Origin of the sequence: Sulfitobacter alexandrii (assembly GCF_001886735.1) — a bacterium.
Taxonomy (GTDB): Bacteria; Pseudomonadota; Alphaproteobacteria; order Rhodobacterales; family Rhodobacteraceae; genus Sulfitobacter; species Sulfitobacter alexandrii.
In genome coordinates, this window is sequence record NZ_CP018076.1 from 229,274 (window position 1) to 245,062 (window position 15,789).

The 15,789-nt window shown below is 65.9% G+C and carries 17 protein-coding genes; 10 read left to right on the forward strand and 7 right to left on the reverse strand.

Annotation, left to right across the window (positions count from 1 at the left end):
* Positions 1-59 precede the first annotated feature (59 nt).
* Complete coding sequence (locus tag BOO69_RS01140; protein WP_071969542.1) at positions 60-1,001, reverse strand: zinc transporter ZntB; 942 nt, start codon at positions 999-1,001, stop codon at positions 60-62.
* Positions 1,002-1,086: 85 nt separating this feature from the next.
* Positions 1,087-3,114: an NADPH-dependent 2,4-dienoyl-CoA reductase gene (locus BOO69_RS01145; protein WP_071969544.1), complete on the reverse strand. Its 2,028-nt coding sequence runs from the start codon at positions 3,112-3,114 to the stop codon at positions 1,087-1,089.
* Positions 3,115-3,232: 118 nt separating this feature from the next.
* On the opposite strand from BOO69_RS01145, the gene BOO69_RS01150 reads away from it, so the two are divergent.
* Genes BOO69_RS01150 through BOO69_RS01160 form a run of 3 tightly spaced genes read left to right on the forward strand, consistent with a single transcriptional unit; the run spans position 3,233 to position 4,649 of the window.
* Positions 3,233-3,694, forward strand: coding sequence for a GNAT family N-acetyltransferase (locus tag BOO69_RS01150; RefSeq protein ID WP_071969546.1), 462 nt, complete (start codon positions 3,233-3,235; stop codon positions 3,692-3,694).
* The gene (locus BOO69_RS01155) at positions 3,691-4,173 is read left to right on the forward strand and encodes an RNA pyrophosphohydrolase (protein ID WP_071969548.1); all 483 of its coding nucleotides are present in this window, start codon (positions 3,691-3,693) and stop codon (positions 4,171-4,173) included. The genes BOO69_RS01150 and BOO69_RS01155 overlap by 4 nt, the downstream gene beginning before the upstream one ends.
* A complete protein-coding gene (locus tag BOO69_RS01160; RefSeq protein ID WP_083545419.1) occupies positions 4,173-4,649 on the forward strand; it encodes a hypothetical protein in 477 nt (158 codons plus the stop codon). The genes BOO69_RS01155 and BOO69_RS01160 overlap by 1 nt, the downstream gene beginning before the upstream one ends.
* Before the next feature lie 13 nt (positions 4,650-4,662).
* On the opposite strand, the gene BOO69_RS01165 is transcribed toward BOO69_RS01160, so the two are convergent.
* From BOO69_RS01165 to nth, 3 genes are read right to left on the reverse strand one after another with little or no spacing between them, the layout of a single operon-like run.
* Complete coding sequence (locus tag BOO69_RS01165; RefSeq protein WP_071969550.1) at positions 4,663-5,259, reverse strand: GNAT family N-acetyltransferase; 597 nt, start codon at positions 5,257-5,259, stop codon at positions 4,663-4,665.
* Positions 5,260-5,262: 3 nt separating this feature from the next.
* Entirely contained in the window at positions 5,263-6,252 is a 990-nt protein-coding gene (locus BOO69_RS01170) for an adenosine kinase (RefSeq protein ID WP_071969552.1), read from the reverse strand.
* Positions 6,249-6,893, reverse strand: coding sequence for an endonuclease III (nth, locus tag BOO69_RS01175; protein ID WP_071973577.1), 645 nt, complete (start codon positions 6,891-6,893; stop codon positions 6,249-6,251). Before nth ends, BOO69_RS01170 begins: the two co-directional genes overlap by 4 nt.
* Positions 6,894-6,994: 101 nt before the next feature.
* Between nth and BOO69_RS01180 the strand changes: the two genes are divergently transcribed.
* The 4 genes from BOO69_RS01180 to BOO69_RS01195 all read left to right on the forward strand — a co-directional run bounded on the left by BOO69_RS01180 (position 6,995) and on the right by BOO69_RS01195 (position 10,187).
* Positions 6,995-7,855, forward strand: coding sequence for a methylated-DNA--[protein]-cysteine S-methyltransferase (locus BOO69_RS01180; protein ID WP_071969554.1), 861 nt, complete (start codon positions 6,995-6,997; stop codon positions 7,853-7,855).
* Between the two features lie 129 nt (positions 7,856-7,984).
* Positions 7,985-8,656, forward strand: coding sequence for a YiaD family glycine zipper/OmpA-like lipoprotein (locus tag BOO69_RS01185; RefSeq protein ID WP_071969556.1), 672 nt, complete (start codon positions 7,985-7,987; stop codon positions 8,654-8,656).
* Positions 8,657-8,793: 137 nt separating this feature from the next.
* On the forward strand, positions 8,794-9,330 hold the full coding sequence (locus tag BOO69_RS01190) for an NADPH-dependent FMN reductase (RefSeq protein ID WP_071969558.1): 537 nt from the start codon (positions 8,794-8,796) through the stop codon (positions 9,328-9,330).
* 50 nt (positions 9,331-9,380) lie between these two features.
* A complete protein-coding gene (locus BOO69_RS01195) occupies positions 9,381-10,187 on the forward strand; it encodes an HTD2 family dehydratase (RefSeq protein WP_071969560.1) in 807 nt (268 codons plus the stop codon).
* Here BOO69_RS01195 and BOO69_RS01200 read toward each other — a convergent pair.
* The gene (locus BOO69_RS01200; RefSeq protein ID WP_172839478.1) at positions 10,184-11,221 is read right to left on the reverse strand and encodes an NAD(P)/FAD-dependent oxidoreductase; all 1,038 of its coding nucleotides are present in this window, start codon (positions 11,219-11,221) and stop codon (positions 10,184-10,186) included. The two genes, BOO69_RS01195 and BOO69_RS01200, sit on opposite strands and share 4 nt — an antisense overlap.
* Positions 11,222-11,272: 51 nt before the next feature.
* Between BOO69_RS01200 and mnmC2 the strand changes: the two genes are divergently transcribed.
* Both mnmC2 and BOO69_RS01210 read left to right on the forward strand, forming a co-directional pair.
* Entirely contained in the window at positions 11,273-11,947 is a 675-nt protein-coding gene (gene mnmC2 / locus BOO69_RS01205) for a tRNA (5-methylaminomethyl-2-thiouridine)(34)-methyltransferase MnmC2 (protein ID WP_071969562.1), read from the forward strand.
* Entirely contained in the window at positions 11,944-12,831 is an 888-nt protein-coding gene (locus tag BOO69_RS01210) for a DMT family transporter (protein ID WP_071969563.1), read from the forward strand. Before mnmC2 ends, BOO69_RS01210 begins: the two co-directional genes overlap by 4 nt.
* Here BOO69_RS01210 and BOO69_RS01215 read toward each other — a convergent pair.
* A complete protein-coding gene (locus tag BOO69_RS01215) occupies positions 12,778-14,745 on the reverse strand; it encodes a lytic transglycosylase domain-containing protein (RefSeq protein ID WP_071969565.1) in 1,968 nt (655 codons plus the stop codon). The genes BOO69_RS01210 and BOO69_RS01215 overlap by 54 nt on opposite strands.
* Positions 14,746-14,882: 137 nt before the next feature.
* Here BOO69_RS01215 and dapA point away from each other — a divergent pair, with 137 nt between their 5' ends.
* Positions 14,883-15,758 (forward strand): 4-hydroxy-tetrahydrodipicolinate synthase, encoded by an 876-nt coding sequence (gene dapA / locus BOO69_RS01220; RefSeq protein ID WP_071969568.1) that lies wholly within the window; start codon positions 14,883-14,885, stop codon positions 15,756-15,758.
* Positions 15,759-15,789: the final 31 nt, after the last annotated feature.

The window sequence follows — 15,789 nt, forward strand, 5'->3', positions numbered from 1 at the left end:
GTCTTTGCATGAATCGTTGAAAATCGCGAAACGGCGGAAGGCGCCGTTGCGACCGCCGTCTAGAGCCAGCGCACCAGCTTGAGCAGGATCACCATCAGCGCGCTCAGGCCCAACATGGACAGGCACAGGACGGCGAAGGCATTGGGAGAGTCCACGCCCGGCATGCCGGCGACGTTGACGCCGAAAAGGCCGGTCAGGAAGCCAAGGGGCAAGAAGATGGCAGCGGCAAGCGACAGGACGTAACCGTGTCGCGCCTGCCGCTGCGCGATGTTGGCGTCGTGTTCTTCCTGGACCGAGATCAGCCGCCCCTGAAGCTCGTCCAGTTCCTCCACGTCGATGGCCGCGCGGTTGGCGAGTTCGCGCAAGGACAGCGCGACGGCCTCGGGGATCATGGGCAGGTCCAGCGTGGAAAGCTTGCTCAGGGCGGCGCGCTGCGGCTCGAGGTATCGGCGCAGGCGGATCACGGCGCGACGATTGTCGGGCAGGTCGCGCGGCATCGGGGTGTCCTTGTCCTCCAGCGCGATTTCGTAGTGATCCGTGCGCTCGTCGATGGTGGCCACGTGCTGGTCCACCCGATCGGTCAGCCCCGTGATCAGATGTTCCAGAAATTCCGCGGTGCTCGGGGGGGCGGAGCCCGCTTCTGCCAGGCGGCGTATCGCGTCGATGGCGAAGACCTTGTTGCGCCGCACGGTCACCAGCACGTCCTCGTCCGCATAGATCCGGACGGAGATCATCTCGTCCGCGTCCTCTCCCACGTTGAGGTTGATGCCGCGAAGGTTCAGGATCAGCCCGCCTTCGAAACGGTCGCACCGCGGCCGGGTCTTGGGCTGGACCAAGGCACCGCCGGCGATCGGATGCAGATGCTGCTCGGCCCACGGGACCAGCATCGGGTCGGCGAGGTCGAAATGCCACCATCGGTAGACCCCGTCACCGGTCAAGTTGGTGTCGTTCGGAACGGATGTCGTCCCGTCCCCGGCAACATCGAAAACGCAAATCGGCATGGGCAGGCCCCTCGTTACTCGCCGCGAAGTCTGCACGCCGCAGCCATCCGCCGCAAGCGGTTCTCTTGGCTCCTGGACCTGTGGATCAGAGGGTTGCGGCCAGCCGCGTCCCCTGGTTGATCGCGCGTTTTGCGTCCAGCTCGGCGGCGACATCGGCCCCGCCGATGACGTGGCAGGTCTTGCCCTTTGCCTCCAGCGCGTCGGCCAGCGACCGCTCCGACAACTGCCCGGCGCAAAGCACGATCGTGTCCGCCTCGATCACGGTCGGATTCGCGCGTGCCTCTCCGAAGGTGATGTGCAGGCCATCGTCGTCGATCTTCTCGTAATTCACGCCGGCGATCATCTCGACCTCCTTCATGGTGAGAGAGGCGCGGTGGATCCAGCCGGTGGTCTTGCCCAGCCCCTTGCCCGGCTTGCTCGTCTTGCGTTGCAGCATGGTGACCTTGCGGGCGGGGGCGTGCGGCTGCGGCCCCTCCGGTGCGAGGCCGGACCGGTGCGCCTCGGGGTCGGTGACGCCCCATTCGCGCATCCATTCGGGCAGGTTCAGCGTCGTGCTGTCGCCGTCGTGAACGAGGTGTTCGGAGACGTCGAAGCCGATTCCGCCCGCACCGATGACCGCAACCCGCTTGCCCACTTGCGCCGTGCCGTTCAGGGCATCGATGTAGCTGATCACGTTGTCGCGGTTCTGGCCCGGAATCTGCGGATCGCGCGGAACGACGCCGGTGGCGATGATGACCTCGTCGAAATCATCCAGATCGTTGGCCGATACCTCGGTCTCCAGCTTCACGGTGATGTCATGAACCGCCAGCATCGTGCGGTACCAGTCCACGAAACCCCAGAACTCTTCCTTGCCGGCGACCTGCTTGGCGAGGTTCAGCTGGCCCCCGATCTCCGATGCGCGGTCGAACACCGTGACGCGGTGCCCGCGTTCCGCCGCCGCGATCGCGGCGGAAAGGCCCGCCGGACCGGCGCCGACGACGGCGATCGCCTTGGGCGTCTCGACCGGCTCCAGCGTCAGCTCGGTCTCGTAACAGGCGCGGGGATTGACGAGGCAGCTCGAAATCTTGCCGCCGAAGGTATGGTCAAGACAGGCCTGGTTGCAGGCGATGCAGGGGGCGATACGGTCCGACTGACCGTCCATCGCCTTCCTGACGAAATCCGCATCCGCCAGCATCGGGCGCGCGAGGCTGACCATGTCCGCGCAGCCGTCCGCCAGCACCTGCTCGGCGACCTCGGGCGTGTTGATGCGGTTGGAGGTGATGAGAGGGATACCCACCTTGCCCATCAGCTTGCGGGTCACCCAGGCAAAGGCGGCCCGTGGCACGGAGGTCGCGATGGTGGGAATCCGCGCTTCGTGCCAGCCGATGCCGGTGTTGATGATCGTGGCCCCGGCCCGTTCGATTTCCTGCGCCAGCTGCACCACTTCCCCGTAGGTCGACCCATTGGGAACGAGGTCGATCATCGACAGTCGGTAAATCAGGATGAAGTCCGGCCCGACAGCTTCCCGCACACGTTTCACCACCTCGATGGGCAGGCGCATCCGGTTCTCGTAGGAGCCGCCCCAGCGGTCGGTCCGCTTGTTGGTATGCGTGACAAGGAACTGGTTCAGGAAATAGCCCTCTGATCCCATGACCTCGACACCGTCGTACCCGGCTTCCTTCGCGCGGGCGGCACAGGCGGCGATGTCGCCGATCTGTTTCTCGATGCCTTCCTCGTCCAGTTCCTTGGGCTGGAACATGGAAATCGGCGACTTGATCGCCGATGGCGCGACGCAATCGGGAGAAAACGCATAGCGCCCCGCGTGCAGGATCTGCATGGCGATCTTGCCGCCCGCCGCGTGCACGCGGTCCGTCACGATGGCGTGGTTCGCGACATCCTTGTCGCTGACCATCATCGCCGCGCCGTGCGCAACCGCTCCTTCGGGGTTCGGACCGATCCCGCCGGTGACCATCAGCCCCACCTCGCCCCGCGCCCGGGTGGCATAGAATTCCGCCACGCGGTTCCAGTCGCCGGTCTCTTCCAGCCCGGTGTGCATGGACCCCATGAGCACGCGGTTCTTCAGCGTGGTGAAGCCAAGGTCGAGAGGGGCGAGCAGATGAGGGTAGCTGGACATGGGAAACCTTTCTGGCTGGCGGCGTTCGGCCCCGACAAAATACGATCCGGCGCCTTGTGTCACGGCGAACCCCGCGTCATTTTGTTCATTGGTAATCATCGCGGCGACGGAGGCAAGGATGCAGGTGCGCCCACGTCGACAGGACGGCAGGGATGACGCCGCGCTGGGGCAGCTGATGTTCGATGCGATCCGCCGCGGGACAAGCCGGTATACCGAAGCCCAGCGCGCAGCGTGGCTGCCTGCGCCGAACACCGGCCCGGACTGGACCGCCCGGCTGGCGGCGCAGCGTGTCTGGGTCGCTGTCGCAAATGGTGTCCCGGCGGGTTTCATCACCCTTGCAGGCGAGGATTACATCGACCTCGCCTTTGTCGCGCCCCGGTCGCAGGGCAAAGGCGTGTTTCGCGCGCTTTATGCGCCGCTGGAAGCGGCGGCGCGGGGCCAGCCGCGGCTGCGGACCCATGCGAGCCTGATGGCGCAACCCGCCTTTCTGGCGCTGGGTTTCCATGTTATCCGTCATGAAAGCGTGTGCCGCGCGGGCGAGGTGCTGCGGCGGGCAGAGATGGAGAAGCTGCTGTTATGACTCCCGAAGACATCGCGAGGTTGCCCTATCGTCCCTGCGTCGGCGTGATGCTCGTCAACGCGCGGGGCGAAGCCTTTGTCGGCCAGCGGATGGACCGCGACCAGACGGCCTGGCAGATGCCGCAGGGGGGAATCGAAAAGGGGGAGGAACCCCGCGAAGCCGCCCTGCGGGAACTGGAGGAGGAAACCGGGGTTTCCCGTGATCTTGTCACGGTGATGGCGGAAACGCGCACCTGGGTACCCTACGACCTGCCACACGATGTCGTCCCCCGCATCTGGAAGGGCCGCTTCAGGGGGCAGGAACAGAAGTGGTTCCTGATGCGTTTCCGGGGCACGGACGATCAGGTGAACATCGACACCGCGCATCCGGAGTTTTCGCGCTGGCGGTGGATGCCGGTGGACCAGTTGGTGCCCAACATCGTTCCCTTCAAACAGGCGGTCTACGAAGCCGTCGTTTCCGAGTTCGAGGAGTATCTCTGATGCGTATCGCCGTTTTCCTGCTGGCACTTTGTGCCCCGCTTCCGGCCCTGGCGCTCTCCTGCATCGCGCCGTCGGTGGAGCGCACCTATCAGGAGGTGAACGAAGCCAAGGAAGAGTACATCGTCGTGCACGGTCGGCTGACCCTCGACCAAAGCAAGCTGCCGAGCGACGGGACACTGGATTCGAACCCGCCGAAAATGACGATGGTGCCGGCCACGCTGAACGGCCTTTCGCTTGGCAAATCCGGCTTTCACGTGCCCTTCGATCAGAACATTCGGCTGGAAGTGGCCTGTTTCGGTCCCTGGTGCGGATCCGTCGCGAATGGTGCCGACGTTCTCGCCTTCCTGCGCCGGGACGAAGGCACTTACGCGCTGCACGTGAACCCCTGTGGCGGGCATGTCTTCGCGCCCGCCAAGCAGGCCCAGCTCAAGCAGGTGCGTCAGTGCTTCTCCGGAGGGCCCTGCAAGGTCAAATGAGGCCGCCGCCCGATCAGGGGGCGCGGAACAGCGGAACGTGGGGCGCAGCATCCACGGGAAGATCGCCGGTCAGTCGCGGATCGTTCTCGACCTCGATCTGCTGCCTGTAGGGGACGAAACCGCTTCGGATGTAGAATGGCAGCGCCTGCGGGCTGTCCAGTGTGCAGGTGTGGACGTGCAGGCGGGCGATTGGTTCGCGCCACGCCAGATCGATGGCTTGGTTCATCAGGTAACGGCCCGCGCCCGCGCCGATGAGTTCCGGCGCCAGGCCGAAGTAGGCCAGCTCGCATTCCCCCTCTTTCCGGAAGTCCAGTTCCAGAAGCGCCATGTCCTGTCCGGCCATGCGCAGCGTATGGAAGGTCACACGGGGATCCGTCAGGATTTCCGCCAGCTCCGTCTCGGGCATGACGCGGCGCGCGAACCACAACCAGTCACGCCCGACCCTGTCGAACAACGCCCTGTACCGCGCCACGTCCGGTTCGATCCGCTCGAATGTGACGCCATCCCGCAGCTCGGCGGGGCGGAAGGAGGCCGGGGCGCGCATTTCCAGATGGGTGACCACCATCGCCACCTTGCCGGGTGGTACGTCGTGCAGCCCGTCCTCGATCATCGTTCAGATCAGGCCTTCGCTGCGGAACCTCGCCAGCATGTCTTCCTGCGGGCGCGGGCCGATATGGCTGATCACTTCGCCTGCGCACAGGTTTCCCATTCGGCCGCAGGTTTCCAGGTCGGCGCCCCTTGCAAGTCCGAAGAGGAACCCGGCGGCAAACTGGTCGCCCGCGCCGGTGGCATCGACGGGGGTGATCTTCTTGACCGGTACGTCGCACCGCTCGCCATCGCGGACCAGCGTCACGCCGTCACCCGACCGGGTGCAGACGACGATCGAACAGATCGCGGCGGTCCGGGCGATAGCGTCTTCGAGGTCGTCCGTCTCGAACAGGGCCATCAGTTCGGCCTCGTTGCCGATGACGTAATCGAGGTCGTTCTCGATCAGGGAAAGGAAGTCGGCGCGGTGACGCTCCACGCAGAAAGGATCGGAAATCGCGATTCCGGCCATGCCGCCACCGGCCTTGGTCGCGCGGGCGGCCTCGCGAAACGCCGTCTTGCCGGCATCCTGATCGAACAGGTAGCCTTCGAGGAACATCATCTTCGCGTTTCCGGCCACGTCGCCCGGCACATCGCCTGAACCCAGCCCGGTGGAAATGCCCAGGTAGGTATTCATCGACCTTTCCCCGTCGGGCGTGACGAAGATCATGCTGCGGGATGTCGGCATCTCGCCCGATGTCACCGGCGGGTTGACGAAGTCGATGCCGTGGTCCGACATGGCGCTGGCGTAGAACCGGCCGAGCGCATCGTCGCGGACCCGCCCGATGAACGCGGTCTGCATCCCCAGCGCACCGGCACCTGCGATGGTATTGGCCACCGATCCGCCGGGTGTCTGCACCCGTTCGGTCATGGCGCCGTAGAGGGTTTCTCCGCGTTCGCGTTCCACCAGCTGCATGATCCCCTTCTCAATGCCCATGTGGTCGAGAAAGCTGTCATCGCATTGGGTGATCACGTCCACAACGGCGTTGCCGATGCCGACCAGGTCGTAGGTTTTCATAGTGTCTTTTCCTCGAATGGGCAGAGATCGCGGATGATGCAGGTCCTGCACAGCGGCTTGCGCGCCTTGCAGTGATAGCGGCCGTGCAGGATCATCCAGTGGTGGGCATGAAGCTGGAAGTCGGCGGGAATGTGATCTTCGATGGCACGCTCCACGACATCCACGGTCCGGCCCGGTGCGATGCCGGTTCGGTTCCCGACGCGAAAGATGTGTGTATCCACCGCCTGTGCCGGTTGCTTCCACCACATGTTGAGCACGACGTTGGCCGTCTTGCGTCCCACGCCGGGCAGACCTTGCAGCGCCGCGCGCGAATTGGGCACCTCGCCGCCGTAGTCATCGACAAGGATCTGGCTCATTTTCATGACATTCTTGGCCTTCTGACGGAAAAGGCCGATGGTCTTGATATGGTCGATCAGCCCCTCGAGACCGAGGTCGACCATCTTCTGCGGCGTATCCGCGACCTTGAACAGGCTGCGCGTCGCCTTGTTCACACCGGCGTCGGTGGCCTGCGCGCTCAGGGCGACGGCCACCAGCAGCGTATAGGCATTAACGTGCTCCAGCTCCCCCTCCGGTTCGGGGTCCGCTGCCTGGAAGCGCAGGAAAATCTCGCGGATCGTGTGATAGTCGAGCTGTTTCGCCATGTCGGGCATATGACGCAGAAAGGGGGGCGGGGGCAAGTCGTGGCGATACAAGGCGCATGTTTCGGGTCGTCTGGGCGCCGGATGCTGCGTAGATTGGCGGCATGACACAGGCACACCCCCCTTTCGCCGAAGACGGCTACCATTACGGCGTCATGCGCCGGGCCATCGACATCATCGATGCATCCGAAGATCCCCTTGCGCTGGATGAATTGGCCGCGCAGATGGCCATGTCGCCCGCACATTTCCAGCGCGTGTTCTCGCGCTGGGTCGGCGTTTCACCCAAGCGCTACCAGCAATACCTGATGCTGGGCCAGGCCAAGCGCATGCTGCGCGAGAATGCCACGACCCTCGATGCCGCGAACGGCATCGGCCTTTCCGGTACGGGGCGCCTGCACGACATGTTCCTGCGCTGGGAAGCCATGAGCCCCGGCGAGTTCGCCCGGCGCGGTGCGGGGCTGACGATCCGGTGGGGCTGGTTCGACAGCCCGTTCGGCCCGGCCCTCGTGATGGGGACGGAAAAGGGGATCTGCGGGCTCGCCCTTTCCGCTGAGGTCGGGGGAGACGCGGCAATGGCGGATATGACCGGGCGCTGGCCCTTGGCCGACTTCGTCGAGGATCCCGTCCTGCTGCAGCCCTGGGTCAGTGCGGCTTTCGGCGCGCAGGGGGCGACACCGGACAAGGCGCCGCTCTACCTGATCGGAGCGCCCTTCCAGATCAAGGTCTGGGAAGCGCTCCTGAGCATTCCCTCCGGCCAGGTCACGACCTATTCCGACATCGCGGATGCGGTGGGCCATCCCCGTGCCGTGCGCGCGGTCGGCACGGCGGTCGGGCGCAATCCGGTCAGCTGGCTGATCCCCTGCCACCGGGCCCTGCGCAAATCCGGCGGGTTGGGCGGGTACCACTGGGGCCTGCCGGTCAAGCGGGCGATACTGGCATTCGAGGCGGCCCGCGCGGACGCGTGACGCCGCGCCGCTTCGGCGGGATACTGCCGATGCGAAATTCACCCTGAACGCCGGTCCTGTGCGCACTATATAAGCGCTGCATCACGATGCCGCGCCCGAACGCGGCGCTCAACACCAAAGGCAGTAGATATGATTTCTTCCAAAATTTCCGTCGCAGCGCTGATCGCGGGTGCAATGACCCTCGGTGCGTGTACAGAAACCGGCCAGTTCGGTGCGGGGCCGAACGATCCCAACCAGAGAACCAAGAACGGCGCGCTGATCGGAGCCGCTTCGGGCGCGGTGCTCGGCGCGTTGACCGGGGACGACGGCAACCGTGGTGATCGCGCCCTGGCAGGGGCGATTCTGGGTGGTGCCGCCGGTGCCGGCATCGGCTACTCCCTCGACCAGCAGGAAGCCGAACTGCGGCGGCAGATGGACAGCCGTGTCGTCATCACCAACACCGGCGACCGCCTGATCGTGACCTTGCCGCAGGACATCACCTTCGCGACCGACAGCACTGCCGTTCAGCCCAGCATCCAGGACGACCTGCGCGCGCTTGCGCAAAACGTGCAGTTGTATGCGAATTCCACCCTCCAGATCATCGGTCACACGGACAGCGACGGCGACGCCGCCTACAACCAGACCCTGTCGGAAGGCCGTGCGCGGGCCGTTGCCCAGGTTCTCTATGCCAACGGCGTCCCGGCAAGCCGGGTTCAGACATACGGCCGTGGCGAAAGCCAGCCTGTCGCGAGCAACCTCACGCCGCAGGGCAAGCAGCAGAACCGCCGGGTGGAAATCGTCATTCTTCCCAACGCCCGCTAAGCGCGACGCTCCCGCCGGGGGCGTGTCCGATTGCCGCACTACCGCTCGAAGCCTCCGCAAATCGCGGGGGCTTCTTGCTTTTCGCGTCGCGCGGCCAAGGTTATGAACGACTTCGATCGAGAAAGGGCATTCAAGCGATGAGCACGCCGAAACTGTTGGGGATTTCCGGATCGCTCCGGGCCGACGCGACCAATACGCGCCTTCTGCGCGAAGCCGCACGCCTGTTTGGAGATGCGGAATACGAAGAGGCCGACATCCGTTTTCCGCTCTACGATGCGGATGAGGAAGCCGAGCACGGTGTGCCCGAAATGGTGGCCAAGGTCGCCCGGCAGATCGACGCGGCGGATGCGGTCATCATCTCGACCCCCGAGTACAACAAGGGGCCGTCGGGCGTGATCAAGAATGCGCTCGACTGGATCAGCCGGGCCGAGGTGAAGCCCTGGAACGGCAAGCCGGTCGCCGTCATGTCCGCCACGTCTGGCCGTGCGGGTGGGGAGCGGGCGCAGATGATACTCCGCGGGTTCATGGTGCCCTTCCGCCCCCGCATTCTCCAGGGCCCCGAGATCCATCTGGCCGGGGCGCGCGATCAGTTCGACGAAACGGACCGCCTGACAGGCGAGATGTACGTCAAGGAACTGACCGAACTCATGAAGAGCCTGCGCGCGATGATCTGAAAAGGGGGGCGCCACCTTGCCCGGCGGCGCGACCTGTCCTACCAAGGCTGATGGCAGTGGAACCAAAAGACACCCAGCGGCAATCTGACGTGATGGACCCGGCGCGTGCATGTGCGCTGCAGGTCGCGCTGGGCGAGACGCCGAGCATCGCCGCGGGCGACGCCCTGCCGCCGTTCTTCCACCAGCTCTACTTCTGGACATTGCAGCCGCCTGCCGCGCTGGGCCGGGACGGGCATCCAAAGGTCGGCGGCCTGATCCCCGACATGGGCCTGCCACGCCGGATGTGGGCAGGCGGACGGCTGCGGTTCGATGCACCGTTGCGGGCCGGCATTCCGGCTGAACGCCGGTCCACCTGCGAGGCTCAGGTTCACAAGCAGGGCCGCAGTGGCCCCCTCGGTTTTGTCACGCTGCGCCACGAGATCTGGCAGGCGGACACCCTCTGCGTGACCGAATGGCAGGATCTGGTCTACCGCGAGGGCGCCAACGACGAAACACAGGCTCCGCCCGCACCGATGGCCCGCGAGGACGCGGAATGCACGCGGGAGGCGACGTTCTCGGAAACCCTGCTTTTTCGATACTCGGCCCTGACCTTCAACGGGCATCGCATCCACTACGATCAGGATTACGCGCGCGATGTGGAAGGGTACCGCGGCCTCGTCGTGCATGGTCCCCTGCTGGCGCAGCTGCTGATGCTGATGGCGCAGGATTCCTTGGGTCCGTTGAAGACCTTCGGTTTTCGCGCCACCGCGCCACTGATGCATCACGAGGCATCGACCCTGTGCCGGACCGGGGGTGACCTTTGGGTGCGCGGACCCGGCGGGCGGCAGTGCATGGTCGCTTCGGCCGAGGCGGCCTAGAAACTGTCCTCCACGCGGAAACCTTCGGGGATCGTGTCGACATCCTCCAGCATCAGGTCCGCCATGACATCCGCAACCTTCGGGGCCATGCCGAAGCCGATCTTGAAGCCGCCGTTCGCGATGAAGTGTCCCGCTCGGTCGGGCCAGGGGCCCAGCATCGGCGCCCGACTGCGGCTGCGGGGTCTGACCCCGGCCCACCGGGCGATGACCGGCGCCTCGGCAAGCGCCGGAACTGCCGCGCGCGCACGGGCGATGACCGCGTCCAATTGCGCGTCCGTGGTTTCGGGGTCGTCGAACTCGCGCTCGGTCGTGGACCCGACGGCGACGGTCCCATCAGCGTGGGGGATGATATGCAGCCCGACCGCGAACAGTTGCGGCGCACCGGCGGCGGCGTAGTCCAGCAGGGCGGCCTGGCCCTTGATCCCGGCACCGACCTGCCGGTGATGCGCGGTGTTCAACGCCTCGAGCCCCGATACCCCCGTGGCCCAGAGCGTGCGGCCCTCGTCGGCCCCCTCGGTGACAACGGTGACCCCTCGGGAGGCGAGCGCCCTGACCAGCGCGGCGCACCCCTTGCGCGGATGGACGTGCGCGCTCAGCGTGTCGCGGACCAGCTGGCCTGTCGGACTGGCGGGTTCCCACGCTGCCCCGGTGGCGGGCACGACTTCCCAGATCGCGCTGTTCCCCCAAAGGCCGCTTGCCGAACCGGCCCGCTCCTGTGCGAGGGCCAGTTGGTGATCGTCCGCGATCGGTTGCAGGCGGCCGTCCCGGGCGTATCCGCTTGACCCGCCGCCCGCGCTGTCCACCTCGCGCCAGAACGCTTCGGCCATCAGCAGGCTGTCGAGCTGGAAGGCCTTCTTCGGGTTCCAGTTTTCCGGCACGTGGGGGGCTAGCGCGCCGACCACGCCGCCGCTGCTGCCCGCGGCCGGCCCGTGAGGGTCGATCACCTGAACCCGTGCGCCGCGCCGGACACAGGCCCATGCGATCGAAAGGCCGAAGATGCCCGCGCCACGGATGGTGATATCATGCATTGCCATTTCCCGCCTGTTATCGCACATCTGGCGCAACTCTCCCCAGCGGGCAACCCCATGCAGCAGCAGTCCGACCCGATCACATGGCGCGACGGCGACGTGCCGGTTTCGACCCGTTTCGACGACCCGTTCTTCAGCCTGAATGACGGGGTGGCCGAGACCCGGCATGTGTTCATGGCGGGCAATGACCTGCCCGCACGGTTCCGCGAGGGTTTTGCCATCGCCGAACTGGGCTTCGGCACCGGACTGAACCTGCTGGTGGCCTGGGAGGCCTTTGCCAGGGCCTGCCCCGGAGGCACGCTCGATTTCACGAGTTTCGAGGCCTTTCCGCTGTCGCGCGCCGACATGGTCCGGGCCCACCGCGCCTTTCCCGACTTCGGCGGCAAACGGGAGGCGCTCTCGGACTGCTGGACGGGAACAGGCGGCGCAATGACGCTGCCGGGGCTGCGGCTGAATGTCATCACCGGTGACGCACGCCAAACGCTGCCCGGCTGGCAAGGGGCCGCGGATGCCTGGTTTCTCGATGGCTTCGCCCCGGCCAAGAACCCCGAACTGTGGTCCGCCGATCTGATGGCCGAGGTCGGTGCCCATACGGCCGCGGGCGGCACCGCCGCGACCTATACAGCCGCGGGCGACGTCCGCCGGGCGCTGGCCGCGGCAGGCTTTGCCGTCGAGCGGGTCAAGGGCCACGGGCGCAAACGGCACATGACACGGGCAAGGTTGGCAGGATGAGCCAGGGAAACAACACGCCTCTGGGCATCGGGCTGATGATTGCCACGACCTTCATCTTCGCGGTACAGGACGGGCTGTCGAGGCATCTGGCGTCGGAATACAACGTGCTGATGGTGGTGATGATCCGCTATTGGTTCTTCGCTGCCTTCGTGATGGCTGTGGCCTCGCGGCGCGCGGGCGGCATCCGGGCGGCGGCACAGACCACGCAGCCCGTCCTGCAGGCGTTCCGAGGCATTCTCCTCGCGTCGGAGATCTGCGTGATGGTGCTGGCCTTCACGATCCTCGGGCTGGTGGAAAGCCATGCGGTCTTTACCTGCTATCCGCTGCTGGTCGCGGCGCTGTCGGGGCCGATCCTGGGCGAAAGTGTCGGGTGGCGGCGCTGGGCCGCCATCGCGGTGGGGTTCGTCGGCGTGCTGATCATCCTGCAGCCGGGGATGGGCGTCTTCGACCCGGCTGCCCTTATCCCGCTGCTGGCGGCTGCCATGTTCGCGGTCTATGGCCTGCTGACCCGCTATGCCGCCAAGGCGGACAACACCGCCACCAGTTTCTTCTGGACCGGCGTGGCCGGGGCGGTGACGATGACCCTTGCGGGCATCTGGTTCTGGGAGCCGATGACCGGACCGGACTGGCTTGTCATGGCCTGTCTCTGCGTCACGGGCATCTCGGGCCATTGGCTGCTGATCCGCGTCTACGAGGTGGCGGAGGCCAGCGCGGTTCAGCCCTTCGCCTATTTCCAGCTCGCCTTCGCGTCGGTGATCGGGCTCAGCTTCTTTGGCGAGGAGGTCCGCGCCAACGTGATCGCGGGCGCGGCCATCATCGTGGCGGCAGGCCTATTCACCTTTTGGCGCGAACGCCTTCAGCGTCGATCCCGTCAGCTCCTCTGAGAACGGCACGGGCAGGGGGTCTTTCCCCAGCCGCGCGCGGTAGACCGGCAGGCTTTCGGTGACGCGCATGATATAGTTCTGCGTCTCGCGAAAGGGGACCATCTCGATCCAGTCGACGATGTCGATCTCGCCCTTGCGGGGATCGCCGTACAGCGTCATCCAGCGCGGCGGCCGCGCCGGCCCCGCGTTGTAGGCCGCCGACATCATGACGACATTTCCGTCGAAACGGCCCGCCATCTGGCTGAGGTAGGTCGCCCCCAGCCGCGCGTTGTAATCCGGGTCGGCGATCATCCGGTCGGTGGTGTGCAGATTGCTGATCCCGAGGTCGCGGGCGATGTCCCTGCCTGTCGCGGGCATGATCTGCATCAGTCCGCGCGCGCCCACCGCACTTTGCACGACCGGGTCGAATTCGCTTTCCCGGCGGGCGATGGACAAGGTCATCTCAGGTGCCATGGGCAGGTCCATCTCGACCAGCGAATGCAGCGGATAGTAGGGTGCCGCGATGGTCAGACCGCGCTGCGCGGCGCGTTTGCCGATCATGACCGCCAGGTGCGGTTGGCCGATGTCGATGGCGGCCTGGCCCAGCAGGTGCAGGTCTTCCTCGACCAGTTGCTCGGCGAGATGGGTCCAGAAGCGTTCGGCGAGACTCAACTCGCCCGAGGCCTGCAGGAGCAATCCTGCCTCGAACAGCGGTGCCTTTGCCAGCGCCGAGGTGCGCCAGTCTTCTTCAGGGGCCGGGCCCGCGAGGCTGGCATCGAACGGCAGGCCGCCCCGTTCCGCCGCGAGCAACCCGTAAAAGGCGGTCTGGTACTGCGCCCCCTTGGCATACGCCTTGGCCGCCCCTTCCGTGTCGCCCATGGCTTCCAGCGCGCGTCCCTGCCAATAGCCGGCGCGCCCCTGGGAGATCGGCGATTCCACCGCGTCGTCATGGTTGCTGAAATGCCCGTAGGCGGTCTCGGGATCATCGAGAAACCTCAGCGCGATGTAGCCGGACAGCCATTCCAGATCGGCGTAATCGGATCCGGGCATGAGATAATGCTGCGAGGCCATGCGATAGGCCCGCTCCGGATCGCCAGAGCGCATCTCGCCCCGCGCCAACGCGCGGCGGCGGTTGCCCCATTTGTCGGGTCGGCCCAGGGCGGCGACCGAGGTGGAACGCTCCAGCATCAGATCCTTGGCGTCGTCCACAAGGTTCTTGCGGATCCGCCACTCGAACCGGTCGTGCTGCAGCCCGGCATCCCCCTTCTTCGAGGCGGGCAGGGCGTCGATCATGGCGTTCACGTTGCCTTCGAGGCGCTGAAGCGCGATGCGGGTCTCGGCCAAGGCGATGTCGTCCTTGCCGACCAGGTCGAACATCTGCCGGACCTCCGCGTGTTCGCGTTCCCACAGCATGTGCTCCATCCGGGCGACATGGTGCGGTTTCAAAAGGTCCTCGTGATCCTTCAGGAACATCGCTTGCGACGTGGGGTTCATCGGCATGCTGCGCCAGGCCATCACGAGGTTTGCCTGCGCGTCACCCAGTTTGCCCGCGGCTTTCAGCGCGGCCGCATGTGCGAGAACCCCGCGCGGGGTCTGCGCCGGAACCTGGCCGAAAAACGCGAGCACGGCCTCATCCCCGGCCTCGATCACCGCTTCCTCGCTCTGTCGACGCAGGTAGTCCTCTCCGGGCCAGTCCGACCGCCGGGCGAGGAATTCGCGGACATCCTCGTAGGTGCCCCGCCCCGCTCTCAGCCGGTGCCATTCGATCACGTCGGCGGCCACGGGCCCGTCCCGCGCGGCGATCATCGTCGCCGTGTTCCAGTTGCCGTTCCGCATGGCGTCCATGGCCCAGCCAAGCGGGCGGGGGCGCTGTTCGGCCTGCGCCGCAACGGCAAGGGAGAAAACAAGCATCAGGGCGGTCAGAAGTCGTGTCATCGCTTGAGTTTCCATGGGTCAGAGGCTAGAGGCTTGCACCATATGGCATGAGTCAACGAGTGCAAATCACGTGGCTGTGCCCTGCATTTGATTTCCAGTCCGGCAGTCCGCCGGCCAGCACAAAAAGGAGCGTGCACATGTTCAAAGGCTCTCTGCCTGCCCTCGTCACGCCGTTCAGGAACGGCGAGCTGGATCTGGAAACGCTCAAGAAACTCGTGGAATGGCATATCGGTGAAGGCTCCAATGGCCTTGTCCCCGTGGGCACCACGGGCGAATCCCCCACGCTGACCCACCGCGAGCATGAGCAGGTGATCGAAGAGGTCGTGAAAGCCGCCGACGGTCGCATTCCGGTCATCGCAGGTGCCGGTTCGAACAGCACCGTCGAGGCGATCCGCCTGGCGCGGCATGCAGAGGAAGTCGGCGCCGATGCGCTGCTGGTGGTGACACCCTACTACAACAAGCCGACGCAACGGGGATTGATCGCGCATTTCACCGCGGTGCACGATTGCTGCGAACTGCCCATCATCATCTACAACATCCCGCCGCGTTCCGTGGTCGACATGTCCCCGGACACGATGGGCGAACTCGCCCGCCTGCCACGGATCATCGGGGTCAAGGACGCGACCGGCGATCTGGCGCGCGTCAGCGCGCAGCGCATCACCTGCGGCAAGGATTTCATCCAGCTGTCCGGCGAGGACGGTACCGCGCACGGTTTCAACGCGCAGGGCGGGGTGGGCTGCATCTCGGTCACGGCCAATGTCGCGCCCCGGATGATCAGCGAGATGCAGGCGGCCTGCGCCGATTGGGATTACGCCAGGGCACTGGAAATCCAGGATCGGCTGATGCCGCTGCACCGGGCGATCTTTACCGAGCCGGGCCTCGTCGGCGTGAAATACGCGATGTCCAGGCTCGACCTGTGCAGCGAGGAGGTGCGCCTGCCGCTGACCGGTCTTTCGGACAGCACCAAGGCGCTGGTGGATGATGGTCTGCGTCACGCGGGCCTGCTGAACTGACCGCATGTGGGGTGGGCGATGCTCACCCTAC

Excerpts from the sequence above, each read along its gene's own strand:
- BOO69_RS01140 (WP_071969542.1), bottom strand. The coding sequence starts at position 1,001 with ATGCCGATTTGCGTTTTCGATGTTGCCGGGGACGGGACGACATCCGTT.
- BOO69_RS01145 (WP_071969544.1), bottom strand. The coding sequence starts at position 3,114 with ATGTCCAGCTACCCTCATCTGCTCGCCCCTCTCGACCTTGGCTTCACC.
- BOO69_RS01150 (WP_071969546.1), top strand. The coding sequence starts at position 3,233 with ATGCAGGTGCGCCCACGTCGACAGGACGGCAGGGATGACGCCGCGCTG.
- BOO69_RS01155 (WP_071969548.1), top strand. The coding sequence starts at position 3,691 with ATGACTCCCGAAGACATCGCGAGGTTGCCCTATCGTCCCTGCGTCGGC.
- BOO69_RS01160 (WP_083545419.1), top strand. The coding sequence starts at position 4,173 with ATGCGTATCGCCGTTTTCCTGCTGGCACTTTGTGCCCCGCTTCCGGCC.
- BOO69_RS01165 (WP_071969550.1), bottom strand. The coding sequence starts at position 5,259 with ATGATCGAGGACGGGCTGCACGACGTACCACCCGGCAAGGTGGCGATG.
- BOO69_RS01170 (WP_071969552.1), bottom strand. The coding sequence starts at position 6,252 with ATGAAAACCTACGACCTGGTCGGCATCGGCAACGCCGTTGTGGACGTG.
- nth (WP_071973577.1), bottom strand. The coding sequence starts at position 6,893 with ATGGCGAAACAGCTCGACTATCACACGATCCGCGAGATTTTCCTGCGC.
- BOO69_RS01180 (WP_071969554.1), top strand. The coding sequence starts at position 6,995 with ATGACACAGGCACACCCCCCTTTCGCCGAAGACGGCTACCATTACGGC.
- BOO69_RS01185 (WP_071969556.1), top strand. The coding sequence starts at position 7,985 with ATGATTTCTTCCAAAATTTCCGTCGCAGCGCTGATCGCGGGTGCAATG.
- BOO69_RS01190 (WP_071969558.1), top strand. The coding sequence starts at position 8,794 with ATGAGCACGCCGAAACTGTTGGGGATTTCCGGATCGCTCCGGGCCGAC.
- BOO69_RS01195 (WP_071969560.1), top strand. The coding sequence starts at position 9,381 with ATGGCAGTGGAACCAAAAGACACCCAGCGGCAATCTGACGTGATGGAC.
- BOO69_RS01200 (WP_172839478.1), bottom strand. The coding sequence starts at position 11,221 with ATGGCAATGCATGATATCACCATCCGTGGCGCGGGCATCTTCGGCCTT.
- mnmC2 (WP_071969562.1), top strand. The coding sequence starts at position 11,273 with ATGCAGCAGCAGTCCGACCCGATCACATGGCGCGACGGCGACGTGCCG.
- BOO69_RS01210 (WP_071969563.1), top strand. The coding sequence starts at position 11,944 with ATGAGCCAGGGAAACAACACGCCTCTGGGCATCGGGCTGATGATTGCC.
- BOO69_RS01215 (WP_071969565.1), bottom strand. The coding sequence starts at position 14,745 with ATGACACGACTTCTGACCGCCCTGATGCTTGTTTTCTCCCTTGCCGTT.
- dapA (WP_071969568.1), top strand. The coding sequence starts at position 14,883 with ATGTTCAAAGGCTCTCTGCCTGCCCTCGTCACGCCGTTCAGGAACGGC.